At 72.2% G+C, this 12171-nt stretch carries 11 protein-coding genes; 3 read left to right on the forward strand and 8 right to left on the reverse strand.

Features of this window, described 5'->3' with window-relative positions; translation table 11 throughout:
* Positions 1–20 precede the first annotated feature (20 nt).
* A complete protein-coding gene (locus CR165_RS03555) occupies positions 21–749 on the reverse strand; it encodes a 16S rRNA (uracil(1498)-N(3))-methyltransferase (RefSeq protein ID WP_109515594.1) in 729 nt (242 codons plus the stop codon).
* Here CR165_RS03555 and ubiA point away from each other — a divergent pair.
* Entirely contained in the window at positions 742–1677 is a 936-nt protein-coding gene (ubiA, locus tag CR165_RS03560; protein ID WP_109515595.1) for a 4-hydroxybenzoate octaprenyltransferase, read from the forward strand. The two genes, CR165_RS03555 and ubiA, sit on opposite strands and share 8 nt — an antisense overlap.
* Positions 1674–2330 (forward strand): class I SAM-dependent methyltransferase, encoded by a 657-nt coding sequence (locus tag CR165_RS03565; protein WP_109515596.1) that lies wholly within the window; start codon positions 1674–1676, stop codon positions 2328–2330. The genes ubiA and CR165_RS03565 overlap by 4 nt, the downstream gene beginning before the upstream one ends.
* A gap of 124 nt (positions 2331–2454) precedes the next feature.
* Here the strand turns inward: CR165_RS03565 and CR165_RS03570 are convergent, their stop codons facing one another.
* Genes CR165_RS03570 through CR165_RS03590 form a run of 5 tightly spaced genes read right to left on the reverse strand, consistent with a single transcriptional unit; the run spans position 2455 to position 9784 of the window.
* Positions 2455–3609 (reverse strand): acyl-CoA dehydrogenase family protein, encoded by a 1155-nt coding sequence (locus CR165_RS03570; RefSeq protein ID WP_109515597.1) that lies wholly within the window; start codon positions 3607–3609, stop codon positions 2455–2457.
* 28 nt (positions 3610–3637) lie between these two features.
* Positions 3638–4831, reverse strand: a complete 1194-nt coding sequence (locus CR165_RS03575; RefSeq protein ID WP_109515598.1) for an acyl-CoA dehydrogenase family protein — start codon at positions 4829–4831, stop codon at positions 3638–3640.
* A 14-nt stretch (positions 4832–4845) separates the two neighbouring features.
* On the reverse strand, positions 4846–6024 hold the full coding sequence (locus CR165_RS03580) for an acetyl-CoA C-acyltransferase (RefSeq protein WP_109515599.1): 1179 nt from the start codon (positions 6022–6024) through the stop codon (positions 4846–4848).
* Positions 6021–7679, reverse strand: a complete 1659-nt coding sequence (locus tag CR165_RS03585; protein WP_109515600.1) for an AMP-binding protein — start codon at positions 7677–7679, stop codon at positions 6021–6023. Before CR165_RS03585 ends, CR165_RS03580 begins: the two co-directional genes overlap by 4 nt.
* A gap of 14 nt (positions 7680–7693) precedes the next feature.
* A complete protein-coding gene (locus CR165_RS03590) occupies positions 7694–9784 on the reverse strand; it encodes a 3-hydroxyacyl-CoA dehydrogenase NAD-binding domain-containing protein (protein WP_109515601.1) in 2091 nt (696 codons plus the stop codon).
* A gap of 132 nt (positions 9785–9916) precedes the next feature.
* On the opposite strand from CR165_RS03590, the gene CR165_RS03595 reads away from it, so the two are divergent.
* Positions 9917–10738 carry an IclR family transcriptional regulator gene (locus CR165_RS03595; RefSeq protein ID WP_219929674.1) on the forward strand — a complete coding sequence of 274 codons (822 nt, stop codon included), beginning with the start codon at positions 9917–9919 and terminating at the stop codon, positions 10736–10738.
* A gap of 138 nt (positions 10739–10876) precedes the next feature.
* Here the strand turns inward: CR165_RS03595 and CR165_RS24865 are convergent, their stop codons facing one another.
* Together CR165_RS24865 and CR165_RS03600 are read right to left on the reverse strand one after the other, a co-directional pair.
* Positions 10877–11053 (reverse strand): hypothetical protein, encoded by a 177-nt coding sequence (locus tag CR165_RS24865; RefSeq protein ID WP_181377987.1) that lies wholly within the window; start codon positions 11051–11053, stop codon positions 10877–10879.
* 76 nt (positions 11054–11129) lie between these two features.
* On the reverse strand, positions 11130–11993 hold the full coding sequence (locus tag CR165_RS03600) for an alpha/beta fold hydrolase (RefSeq protein WP_109515602.1): 864 nt from the start codon (positions 11991–11993) through the stop codon (positions 11130–11132).
* Between the last annotated feature and the right edge of the window lie 178 nt (positions 11994–12171).

Consider the following 12171-nt stretch of genomic DNA (forward strand, 5'->3'; position numbering starts at 1 on the left):
CTGGCGTGCAGGAAAAAAGCTCAGGAGGGAGCGGCCCAGTCCCCCGCCAGTGCCTGAAGCACGGCGAGGCCCCCGACCGCTGCCGTCTCGGCCCGCAGGATGCGGGGCCCGAGCGCGGCCGGTGAAACAAAGGGTCGCCGGCGCACCGCGTCAAGCTCCGGCTCCGTGAATCCACCTTCCGGCCCGACGAGAAGCCCGATCGGCGGCGCCTTTCCCTGCAATACCACGCTGAGCGATGGTGCTTTGCCGCGCGCATCCCCCACCAGCAGGGGGGCGCCGTCCCAGGCATCGAGCGCCGCGTGCAGGTCGAGCGGGGGCGCGATCTCCGGCAGGTCCAGCCGCTCGCACTGCTCCGCCGCCTCGCGGGCGATGGCGCCGAGCCGCTCCAGGTTCACCCGCCCCACCACGCAGCGCGCGGTGAAGACGGGCTGGATGCGCCGCACGCCGAGCTCCGTGGCCTTCTCCACGATCCAGTCCATCGCGTCGCGCTTCACCGGCGCCAGCAGCAGCCGCAGGTCGGGCGAGGCGGCCTGGGGGCGGGTCTCGGCCTCGGGGCGGAAGCTCACCTTGTCCTTGCGCAGGGCGGCGATGCTGGCGCGCCACTCGCCGTCCCGGCCGTTGAACAGCAGCACCGGGTCGCCCTCCCGCTTGCGCATCACCTGGCCCAGATAGTGGCCCTGGCCGGGCAGCCCCGGCAGCTCGGCATCCGCGCCCAGGGCGGCTTCGACATACAGGCGTGGGATGGACATGGCGCCCTCCGGCGAGGCTTATAGAGACGTGAACACGCACACCGATATCCGCGCCCGCGGCTGGGTCGCGCAACTCCCCGAGGGCTGGCAGCCCTTCGCCCTGCTGATGCGGCTGGACCGGCCCATCGGCGCCTGGCTGCTGTTCCTGCCGGCGCTCTGGGCCTTCGCCCTGGCGGCGCCGGGCTGGGGGGTGGGCGTGGCGCTCATCCTGCTGTTCGGCATCGGCTCCGTGGTGATGCGCGGCGCGGGCTGCGTCGTCAACGACCTGTGGGACCGCGACCTGGACCGGCAGGTGACGCGCACCGCCGGGCGCCCGCTCGCCTCCGGCGCCGTCTCGCCGCGGCAGGCGCTGGCCTTCCTCGGCGCGCTGCTGGCGCTCGGGCTGATCATCCTGGTGCAGCTCAACGGGCTGTCCATCCTGCTCGGGGTCGTCTCGCTGGTGCCGGTGGCGCTCTACCCGCTGGCCAAGCGCGTCACGGACTGGCCGCAGGCGGTGCTCGGCCTCACCTTCTCCTGGGGCGCGCCGATGGGCTACGCCGCCGCCACCGGCCGGCTCGATGCCCCCGGCCTGCTGCTCTACGCGGCGGCCTTCCTCTGGATCCTGGGCTACGACACCATCTACGCCCACCAGGACCGCGAGGACGACGCGCTGGTGGGGGTGCGCAGCAGCGCGCGCCGCCTGGGCGAGCGCACGCGGCCCTTTCTCGTCGCCTGCTATGGCGGTGCCGTGGCGCTGCTGCTGGCGGCCGGCTGGCAGGCGGGGCTGGGACCGCTCTTCTACCCCGTGCTGCTGGCGCCGGCGGCGGTGCTGGGCTGGCAGGTGGCGCGGCTCGACATCCACGACCCCGCCCGCTGCCTGCGCCTGTTCCAGAACAACCGCGAGGTGGGGCTTCTGATCGCCCTCGCCTTCCTGGCGGGCCGCCTGTGAGGCGCGATGACTCCCGGGATGATGGCGCCTTCATCGCCACCCACACCGCCATTGTCCGCCCGGCGCTGGTGCCCGAGATCGAACTCCACCTCGCGACCGAGATCACGCCGATCTGGCAGGCCAGCGAGGACTGGCTGCGGATGCAGGGCATCGAGCCGCCCTTCTGGGCCTTCGCCTGGCCCGGCAGCCAGGTGCTGGCGCGGCTGATCCTGGATGGCACCATCCCCGTCGCCGGGCGGCGGGTGCTGGACTTCGCGGCGGGCGGCGGGCTGGCCGCCATCGCCGCCGCGCGGCAGGGCGCGGATGCCGCGGAGGCCGCCGAGATCGACCCGCTGGCCATCGCCGCCATCCACCTCAACGCCACGCTGAACGGCGTGATCGTCGCCGCCGCCGAGGCGGATGTGGTGGGCCAGCCACGGCGCTGGGACACGGTACTGGCGGGCGATGTCTGCTACGAGGCGCCGATGACCGGGCACATCATGCCCTGGCTGCGCCGCCTGGCCGCCGAGGGGGCGGAGGTGCTGCTGGCCGACCCCGGCCGGGCCTATCTGCCGAAGGCCGGGATGGAGGCCATCGCCACCATGCGCGTGCCGACGACACGGGAGCTGGAGGATCGCGACTGGCGGGACGTGACGATCTTCAGGGTGAAGTGAAGCATTCTTCTTTTTCTGAAGAAAAAGAAGTAAAAAGACCTTGTTCGTCTGGCGGTGCGCCAGCAACCCGCGCACCGCCAAACTGACAAAAGTTTTTTGGTTCTTTTTTACAAAAAAGAACCCTTCATGCCGCTTCGCTGAGTCCCCCGGCGGCGGCCACGACGCGCAGATGCGTGTCGGTCTCGCCGAACTGGTTCACCAGCATGGTCAGCCGCTTGAAGTAGTGGCCGGCCTTGTACTCCATCGTCATGGCGATGCCGCCATGCAGCTGGATCGCCTCCTTGCCGATCAACTCGGCCGAGCGGTTCACCAGCGCCTTGGCGGCGGCGATGGCCGGGCGGCGCACCGCCGGGTCCGGGTTCTCCGCCATCATCGCCGCGTACATCGACATGGAGCGCGCCTGCTCCAGCGCCACCAGCATGTCCGCCGCGCGGTGCTGTACCGCCTGGAAGCTGCCGATGGTGACGCCGAACTGCTTGCGCTGCTTCAGGTAGTCCAGCGTCAGCTCGTGCAGCGCCTCCATGGCGCCCACCGCCTCGGCGCAGAGCGCGGCCAGCGCCACGTCCACAACCCGCTCCATCAGCGCCAGCCCCTCGCCCTCGGCGCCGAGCAGTGCATCGGCGGGCAGGGCCACGCCCTCCAGCAGCACCTCGGCGGCGCGCAGCCCGTCCTGCGTCGGGTAGCCGCGGCGCGAGACGCCCTGCGCATCGGCAGGAACAACGAACAGGGAGATGCCGTCGCGGTCCCGCCGCTGCCCGGCGGTGCGGGCGGAGACGATCAGGTGCTGCGCGCTGTCGCCATGCAGCACCAGGCTCTTGGCGCCATCCAGCACCCAGCCGCCATCGGTGCGGCGGGCGGTGGTGGCGACATCGAACAGGTCGTCGCGCGACTGGCGCTCGATCTGCGCGAAGGCCAGGGTGGTGCTGCCCTCGGCGATGCCGGGGATCAGCGCCTCCTGCTGCGCCGCGCTGCCGCCGAGGCGCAGGAAGCCGCCGCCCAGCACCACGGTGGCGAGATAGGGCTCGACGGCGAGGCCACGCCCGATCGCCTCCATCACCGTCATCGTCTCGACGGCGCCGCCGCCGAAGCCGCCCTGCTCCTCGCTGAAGGGCAGGCCGAGCAGCCCCATCTCGGCATATTGCGACCACAGCTTCGGGCTGTAGCCCTGCGGGTTGTCCTGGTGGTGCTTCCGCTTCTCGAAATCGCCATAGGCGTCGGCCATCAGCCGGTCGACGCTCTCCTTCAGGAGGCGCTGTTCCTCGGTCAGATCGAAATCCATGAAACTCTCCTGTCTCAGAGGCCCCCTGTCAGAGACCGAGGAAGGCCTTGGCGATGATGTTGCGCTGGATCTCGTTCGAGCCGCCGTAGATCGACACCTTGCGGTAGTTGAAGAACTGCGGCGCCACGGCATCCGCCCAGTCCGGCCCCACGGGCGGCTCGTTGTGCGAGTGCCCCGGCATGGCGGCGGCATAGGGGCCGGCCACCGTCATCATCAGCTCGGTGGCCATCTGCTGGATCTCGGAGCCCTTGATCTTGAGGATCGAGGAGGTGGGGTCCGGCTTGTCGGCGGCGCGGTGGCGCTGCGCGGCGACCGCGCGCATCTGGGTGATCTCCAGCGCCTTCAGCTCGATCTCGGCCATGGCGACGCGGTGGCGGAAGCCCACATCGTCCCACAGCATGCCCTCGCCGGCCGGCGTCTCCTTGGCGCGCGCCTTGACCAGCGCCAGCTTTTCCTTCGAGAAGCCGACGCGGGCGATGTTGGTGCGCTCGTTGGAGAGCAGGAACTTGGCGTAGTCCCAGCCCTTGTTCTCCTCGCCGACGAGGTTCTCGACGGGCACCTTCACGTCGTCGAAGAAGACCTCGTTCACCTCGTGCCCGCCATCGATGGTGATGATCGGCCGCACGGTGATGCCCGGCGTCTTCATGTCGGCCAGCAGGAAGGAGATGCCCTGCTGCTTCTTCGGCGCCGCCGGATCGGTGCGCACGAGCAGGAAGATCCAGTCGGCGTGCTGGCCGAGCGTGGTCCAGGTCTTCTGCCCGTTGACGATGTAGTGGTCGCCCTCGCGCTTCGCCGTGGTCTTGAGGCTGGCGAGGTCGGAGCCGGAGCCGGGCTCCGAGAAGCCCTGCGCCCACCAGATGTCGAGGCTGGCCGTGGCGGGCAGGAACTTCTGCTTCTGCTCCTCGCTCGCGAAGTTGGCGATGACCGGCCCGACCATGGCGACGTTGAAGGAGAGCGGCATCGGCACCGCGTTGAACTGCACCTCCTCCGTGTAGATGTAGCGCTGCACGGGGGTCCAGTCCTTGCCGCCCCACTGCACCGGCCAGTTGGGCGTGGCCAGCCCCTCGGCGTGCAGGATGCGGTGGGCCTGCGCGATCTCGTCGCGCTCCAGGTGGCGGCCCTCGCTCACCTTCTGGCGGATCTCGGCCGGGATCTTGCTGCGGAAGGTCGCGCGCAGCTCGTCGCGGAAGGCGATTTCCTCGGGCGTGTAGCGGAGTTCCATGGCGGCGTCCCCTCTCAGCAGATCTCGAACAGGCCGGCGGCACCCATGCCGGTGGCCACGCACATGGTGACGATGGCGCGCCTGGCACCGCGCCGCTTGCCTTCCAGCAGCGCATGGCCCACCAGCCGCGCGCCGCTCATGCCGAAGGGATGGCCGATCGAGATGGCGCCGCCATTCACGTTCAGCTTCTCCTGCGGGATGCCGAGCTGGTCGCGGCAGTAGATGGACTGCGAGGCGAAGGCCTCGTTCAGCTCCCACAGGTCGATGTCGTCCACCGTCAGGCCCTGGCGCTTGAGCAGGCGCGGCACGGCGAAGACCGGGCCGATGCCCATCTCCTCCGGCTCGCAGGCGGCGCTGGCGAAGCCGCGGAAGATGCCGAGCGGCTTCAGGCCCCGCCGCGCCGCCTCCTCCGCCGACATCACCACGCAGGCGCTGGCGCCGTCGGAGAGCTGGCTCGCATTGCCGGCGGTGATGAACTGGCCCTCGCGTACCGGCTTCAGCTTCGCCAGCCCCTCCAGCGTGGTGTCGGCGCGGTTGCCCTCGTCGCGGTCGAAGATCTTGGTCTGCTTCGACACCTCGCCCGTGGTCTTGTCCGTCACCGCGTAGGTGACTTCCATCGGCGCGATCTCGTTGTCGAACACCCCGGCCTTCTGCGCGGCGGCGGTGCGCTGCTGGCTGAGCAGCGCGAACTCGTCCTGCGCCTCGCGCGAGATGTTGTAGCGCTCGGCCACGAGGTCGGCGGTCTCGATCATGCTGTCGTAGAGATGCGGGCGGTGCTCGGCCAGCCAGGCGTTGCGGGCGGCGGCGCGGTCCACCTTCGGCACGGTCAGGCTGATCGATTCGAGGCCGCCGGCCACGGCGACATCCACCCCATCCACCATCACCCGCCGCGCGGCGTTGGCGATGGCATCGAGCCCCGAGGCGCAGAAGCGGCTGACCACCATGGCGGCGGTCTCCACCGGCAGGCCGGCGCGCAGCAGCCCGGCGCGGGCGATGTTGCCGCCCGTGGCGCCCTCGGGGTAGCCGCAGCCCAGGATCACCTCCTCCACCGCCGCCGGCTCCACCCCGGCGCGGGAGAGGGCATGGGTGATGGCGTGCGCCGCCATCTCGGCGCCGTGGGTGATGTTCAGGCTGCCCCGCGCCGCGCGGCCGATCGGCGTGCGGGCGGTGGAGACGATGACGGCTTCCCTCATGCGGGCATTTCCTTGTGGGTTGTCTCTTGCGCCGCCGCTTCTTCCTCGCGGAGGCGGGCGGCCAGCAGCTTTCCGGCCGGGCTGCGCGGCAGGGCGGCGCGCAGTTCCAGCGCCGCGGGCATCTCGTGGCGGCCGATGCGGTCGGCCAGGAAGGCGCGCAGCGTCTCCAGCGTCAGCACCGGCGCCGTGTCGCGCAGCTTGACGAAGGCCTTGGCCGCCTGCCCCCGGTAGGGGTCCGGCACGCCGATGACGAGGCATTCCTCGACATCCGGGTGCTCGTAGATGGCCTGCTCGATCGCCGCCGGATAGACGTTGAAGCCGGAGGAGATGATCATGTTCTTCCGCCGGTCCACCAGCGTGAAGTAGCCGGCCTCGTCCATCCAGCCGAGATCGCCGGTGAGGAACCAGCCATCGCGGAAGGCGGCGGCGTTCTCCTCGGCGCGGTTCCAGTAGCCGGGGAAGACATTGGGGCCGCGGATGGCGATCTCGCCATGCTCGCCGGGCGGCAGGGCGCGGGAAGGGTCGTCGAGCGCCACGACGCGCATCTCCACCCCCGGCAGCGGCAGGCCGATCATCCCGGCGCGCCTCGGGCCGTGGAAGGGCATGCGGCTGCCGGCCGGCCCCGTCTCCGTCATGCCCCAGCCGCCGCCGACGCGGAGCTTCAGCAGCGCCTCCAGCCTCTGCTGCACCTCGAAGGGCATCGGCGCCCCGCCCGAGGAGCATTGCCGCAGCGAGGAGAGGTCCCGCCCCTCGATGCCGGGCAGGTTGAGCAGGCCGATCAGCATGGTCGGCACGCCGGGGAAGATGGTGATGCGCTCGCGCTCGATGAGGTCGGCCGCCTGCGCGGCGTCGAAGCGCGGCAGCAGGATCTGCTCGTTGCCGTCGGCCAGGTGGCGCAGCAGCACGGCGGCCAGCATGTAGATGTGGAACAGCGGCAGCGCCCCCAGCACGCGCTGCGCGCCGGGCTCCAGCGTATCGGTGTCGCGCCAGGCACGGTAGATGGAGACGGCGGCGGTGAGGTTGCGGTGCGTCAGCATCGCGCCCTTGGGCCGGCCGGTGGTGCCGCCGGTGTATTGCAGCAGCGCCACCGCATCCTCGTCCAGCACCGGCCAGGGCGTGCCGTCCGGTTCCGCCAGCGGCAGCGAACAAAAATCCGGCTGCGCCGGGGCCGGCGTGCCGCCCCATTCGGCTTCGGGCGCCAGGAAGGCGCGCTCCACCGCGCCTTCCTTCAGCAGCCGCAGCGCGTTGGGCAGCAGCGTCGGGAAGTCGGTGGTGACGAGCCAGCGGGCGCCGCTGTCGTGCAGCTTGTGCAGCAGCTCGCGCGGCGCATCGAGCGGCGAGAGATGCACCACCCGCCCCCCCGCCCGCAGCACGCCGAAGAAGCAGGCGGGGTGCCACGGCGTGTTGGGCAGGTAGAGCGCCACCGCCTCGCCCGGGCGCAGCCCCCCGGCCAGCAGCCCGGCGGCCACGCGGTCGGCGAGCGCGCGCAGCCCCTCGAAGGAGAGCACGGCGTCGCGGTAGCGCAGCGCCGGGCGCGCGCCCCAGCGCGCCGCCGCCGCATCCAGCAGCGCCGGCAGGGTGGAGGTCTCGATCGGCGCGTCCCACCGCCCCTGGGGCGGGTAGGACGCCTCCCAGGGGTGGGGGGCGCGGGTCACCGGCGGCGCTTCGCTCAGGCGGCCTTCGCCTCGGCCTTCAGCCCGGCGAAGGAACCGCCCTCGGCGGCCAGCTTCGACAGCAGCGGGGCGGGCTTGAGGCTGTCGTCGCCGGTCTGCGCCGCATAGGCGGCGAGGCGCTCGGCAACGTGCGCGAGGCCCAGCGCATCGGCATGGTGCATCGGGCCGCCGCGCCAGGCCGGCCAGTTGTAGCCGTAGAGCCAGACCACATCGATGTCGCCCGGGCGGGCGGCGATGCCTTCCTCCAGGATGCGCGCGCCCTCGTTGATCATCGGGTAGATCAGCCGCTCGGCGATCTCCTGCTGGCTGATCTCGCGACGCTGGATGCCGAGCTTCTGCGAGACGCCCTCGATGATGCCCTGCACCTCGGCCGATTCCACGCCCGCGCGCGCACCCTCGGGGTAGTCATAGTAGCCCTTGGCGGTCTTCTGGCCGAGGCGGCCGGCCTCGCACAGCGCGTCTGCCACGGGGGCGCTGCCGCCCGTCGCCTTGCGGATGCGCCAGCCGATGTCGAGCCCGGCGAGGTCGCCCATGGCGAAGGGACCCATGCGGAAGCCGAAATCGGTCAGCGCCTTGTCCACCTGGGCGGGCGTCGCGCCTTCCTGCAGCAGGCGCTCGGCCTGCTGGGTGCGGCGCGCCAGCATCCGGTTGCCGACGAAGCCGTGGCAGACGCCCACCACCACCGGCACCTTGGCCAGCTTCTTGCCGATCTCCACCGCCGTCGCCAGCGCCTCGGGCGAGGTCTTCTCGGCGCGCACCACCTCGAGCAGCTTCATGACGTTGGCGGGGGAGAAGAAGTGCATCCCCAGCACGTCCTGCGGCCGGGAGGTGGCGGCGGCCATGGCGTTGATGTCGAGATAGGAGGTGTTGCTGGCCAGGATGGCGCCGGGGGCGATGCTGTCCAGCTTGCCGAAGATCTCCTTCTTCAGCTCCAGCTCCTCGAACACCGCCTCCACCACCAGGTCGGCGCCGGCGGCGGCCTCGAGGCCCACCTTGCCCTCGATCAGCCCCATGCGCTTCGCATGCGCCTCGGCGCTCAGGCTGCCGCGCTTGACGGAGGTGGCGTAGATGCCGTCGATCCGCTTCAGGCCGCGCTCCAGCGCCGCCGTCTCGGTCTCGATGATCGTCACCGGGATGCCGGCATTGGCGAAGGCCATGGAGATGCCACCCCCCATGGTGCCGGCGCCCAGCACCGCGACGCGCGCCACCTTGCGCGGCTGGGTGCCGCGCGGCAGGCCGGGGATGTGCGCCGCCGCGCGCTCGGCGAAGAACACATGGCGCAGCGCCAGGCTGCGCGGGTCGTCGCGCAGCTGGGTGAAGAAGGCGCGCTCGCCCGCTAGACCCTGCTCCAGCGGCATCTCGAAGGCGTTGCGCACGGACTGCACGATGGCCGCCACCTGCGGCTCCTCCGCCGCGCGCTTGGCCAGCTTCTGCGCCGCCGCCTCGAAGGCCTCGCGGGCGCCGGGGGCGGTCAGGCGGTCATCCCGCACGTTCAGGCGCGGCGGCAGGGGCGCCGCGGCCAGCGCCCGCACCTTGGCCTTGGCGGCGGCGATCAGGTCGCCCTCCTCCAGCGCATCGGCGAGGCCCATCGCCACCGCGTCACTGGCAGAAACTTTGTCGCCCGAGGCGGCCAGCGCCACCGCCTTGTCGGCGCCGATCAGGCGCGGGGTGCGCTGCGTGCCGCCGGCGCCGGGCAGGATCCCGAGCTTCACCTCCGGCAGGCCGAGCTGCGCGCGCGGCCCGACGATGCGGGCATCGCAGCCCAGCGCCACCTCCAGCCCGCCGCCCAGCGCGGCGCCGTGGATGGCGGCCACCACCGGCTTCGGGCAGGCCTCCAGCGCCGCGATCACCTCGTTCAGGCTGGGCGGCACGGGCGGCTTGCCGAACTCGGTGATGTCGGCCCCGGCGATGAAGGTGGAGCCCCGCCCGCCCAGCACGATCCCCGCCACGGCCGGGTCGGCGCCGGCGCGCTCGGCCGCTTCCTTCAGCCCGCCGCGCACGGCGGCGGAGAGGGCGTTCACCGGCGGGTTCTCCACCATGATGACGGCGATGCCGTCTTCCACCTGATAGGTCACGGGACCGGTCATCGGCGTCTTCTCCCTGGGATGCGGCGCGCTTAATTCTGCATTGCGGAATTGAATTCCGCATGTTTGTGCTATTGGGTCGCGCAAAGCGCCGCGCGCGTCAAGCGTGGCGTCGCCATTCCCGACAGGATGCCCATGCCCCGCCGCCGTGCCGCCCCCACAGCCCACCAGCCGGACAGCCCCGCCGGGCAGGACCGCGATTTCGTCACCGCGCTGGCGCGCGGGCTGGAGGTGCTGGGCTGCTTCCGCCGGGGCGAGTCGCTGCTCGGCAACCAGGAGATCGCGGCGCGCTGCGGCTTGCCGCGCTCCACCGTCTCACGCCTGACCCACACCCTCACCCAGCTCGGCTACCTGCACTACGTGCCGGAACTGGGGCGCTACCGGCTGGGCACGGCGGTGCTGGCGCTGGGCAGCGCCATGCTGGGCGGGCTCGACATCCGCCGCGTGGCGCGCCCCCTGCTGCAGCAGCTCGCCACCGAGACGCACAGCGTGGTGGCGCTCGGCACGCGGGACCGGCTGGGGGTGGTCTATCTGGAACTGGCGCGGGGCGACGCGGCGATCGCGGTGAACCTCGAGGCCGGCTCGCGCATCTCGCTGGTGAACAGCGCCATGGGCCGCGCCTGGCTGGCCGCCTGCAGCCCCGCCGAGCGCGAGGCGGTGCTGCGGCAGATCCACGCGCCGGACGAGGCCCGGCTGCGCGCAACGGTGGAGCGGGCCCTGGCCGAGCAGCGCGACTATGGCTGCTGCTGCTCCTTCGGCGACTGGCAGCCGGACGTGAACGCCATCGCCCTCGGCTTCCATCCCGGCGGCGGGCTGCCGCCGATGGTGGTGAATTGCGGCGCCCCCTCCTTCCTGGTCAGCCCGGAATACCTGCTGCAGGAAGCCCGGCCCCGGCTCGCCGCGCTGGTGGCGCGGCTGGAAGGCAGCATGGACCTGGCCGGCGCCCTGCCCCGCTAGGCCCGGCGCTTGGCATCCCCCAGAACGGAAAACACCCGGAACGGAAAGCCGCCCCGGCGACGATTCGCCAGGGCGGCAGGAATCAGGATGGGCGGAGAAGCGGCCCGGTGGAGGAACCCGCCCCCGGCCGCGATGCCGTCAGCGGCGAACCGGCTCGCCGCCGGCCTTGGGCGGCAGCGGCTGGCCGGGCTGCTTCGGCAGGGTCTCGCGCGGCACGCGGAGCAGGGACGCCTGCCGCTCCGCCTCGAGGGTCCCGAGGCGCACGGCGGGGCTGGTATCCAGGGTCGACATACGCTTGAAGGGGGCGACAAACATGGCGTTGAACCTCGCGGCGGCATTCCTTTGCCTTTAATTTGAAACCTGCGCATCGGTTTCACACGCCTCCGCCACTTCACGACATTGCGTGTTCCCATGTGCCGGCGAGCGCCGCCCCGAACGCCTCCGGCGCTTCCCACATCACCCAGTGGCCGGCATCGGGCACCACGGCCAGGGCCACGCCGGGCTGCAGGGCGCGCAACAGGTCCAGCCGGTCCTGCAGCCAGGGCGTGGCGGTGCTGTCCAGTTCGCCCCAGATGCCGGCCAGCGGCACGGCGAGGCCCTCCAGCGCATCGCGCAGCGCGGTGGTGCCGGCGAAGGGGCGGCTGCGCAGCCGGGCATGCCGCACATGCCAGTCCTGCAGGGCCAGGGCCGCGCCCTCGATCCGCTCCGGATGGGCCAGCATCAGCGCCGCCAGGTTGGCGCGGTTGGCCGCCTCACGCGCCGGGCCGTGCAGGCTGCGCACCGGCTGCATCGGCGTCGGGCGGCGGCGCAGCCCCATGGCGCCGGCGCCCACCAGCGTGAAGCTCGCCAGCCGCTCCGGCGCCTGCCGCGCCACATGCCCGCCGATCATGGCGCCGAAGGAGAACCCCACCAGCCGGTAGCGCACCGGGCCCAGCAGCGCCGCCACCCCGGCGGCGACAATGGCGGCGATGGCATCGGGCGAATCTGGCCGCGGCGGCATGTCGGATTCGCCGAGCCCCGGCAGGTCGGCGGCCAGGACGCGGTGGCGCGCGGCCAGGGCCGGGATGTTGCGCGCCCAGTGGCGCCAGGAGCCGGAGCCGCCATGCAGCAGCACCACAGGCGCCTCCCCCGGCGCCCCCTCCCCCCATTCGTGCCACACCATGCGGCCCTCGCCGCAGGGCGTCTCGTGCCGGCGGGCGGCGGCCTGCAAGGGCGCGAGCAGGGCCTCCAGGGGGTTGGTCATCAGGTCCGGCATGGGCGGCGGGGCTCCGATCTGGTGATATCCGCGCCCGGCGGAACGGGCGGTGGCCCGATCCTGCGCCCGGCGCGGCCGCGGGAAAACCGCCCCGCGCCTGTTCCCGCCCGCACGGGGCTGTTACTGCGGCGCCCGCGCCCCGCCCTCTCCTGCCTGACGGACCCGCCCGATGCGCCGC

This window comes from Teichococcus aestuarii (genome assembly GCF_003116135.1).
Classification (GTDB): domain Bacteria; phylum Pseudomonadota; class Alphaproteobacteria; order Acetobacterales; family Acetobacteraceae; genus Pseudoroseomonas; species Pseudoroseomonas aestuarii.

What these genes read in the sequence shown, in the direction of transcription:
- CR165_RS03575 (WP_109515598.1), bottom strand. Translation starts at nt 4,831, where the DNA reads ATGGAACTCCGCTACACGCCCGAGGAAATCGCCTTCCGCGACGAGCTG.
- CR165_RS24865 (WP_181377987.1), bottom strand. Translation starts at nt 11,053, where the DNA reads ATGTTTGTCGCCCCCTTCAAGCGTATGTCGACCCTGGATACCAGCCCC.
- ubiA (WP_109515595.1), top strand. Translation starts at nt 742, where the DNA reads ATGGACATGGCGCCCTCCGGCGAGGCTTATAGAGACGTGAACACGCAC.
- CR165_RS03555 (WP_109515594.1), bottom strand. Translation starts at nt 749, where the DNA reads ATGTCCATCCCACGCCTGTATGTCGAAGCCGCCCTGGGCGCGGATGCC.
- CR165_RS03595 (WP_219929674.1), top strand. Translation starts at nt 9,917, where the DNA reads ATGCCCCGCCGCCGTGCCGCCCCCACAGCCCACCAGCCGGACAGCCCC.
- CR165_RS03600 (WP_109515602.1), bottom strand. Translation starts at nt 11,993, where the DNA reads ATGCCGGACCTGATGACCAACCCCCTGGAGGCCCTGCTCGCGCCCTTG.
- CR165_RS03580 (WP_109515599.1), bottom strand. Translation starts at nt 6,024, where the DNA reads ATGAGGGAAGCCGTCATCGTCTCCACCGCCCGCACGCCGATCGGCCGC.
- CR165_RS03570 (WP_109515597.1), bottom strand. Translation starts at nt 3,609, where the DNA reads ATGGATTTCGATCTGACCGAGGAACAGCGCCTCCTGAAGGAGAGCGTC.
- CR165_RS03590 (WP_109515601.1), bottom strand. Translation starts at nt 9,784, where the DNA reads ATGACCGGTCCCGTGACCTATCAGGTGGAAGACGGCATCGCCGTCATC.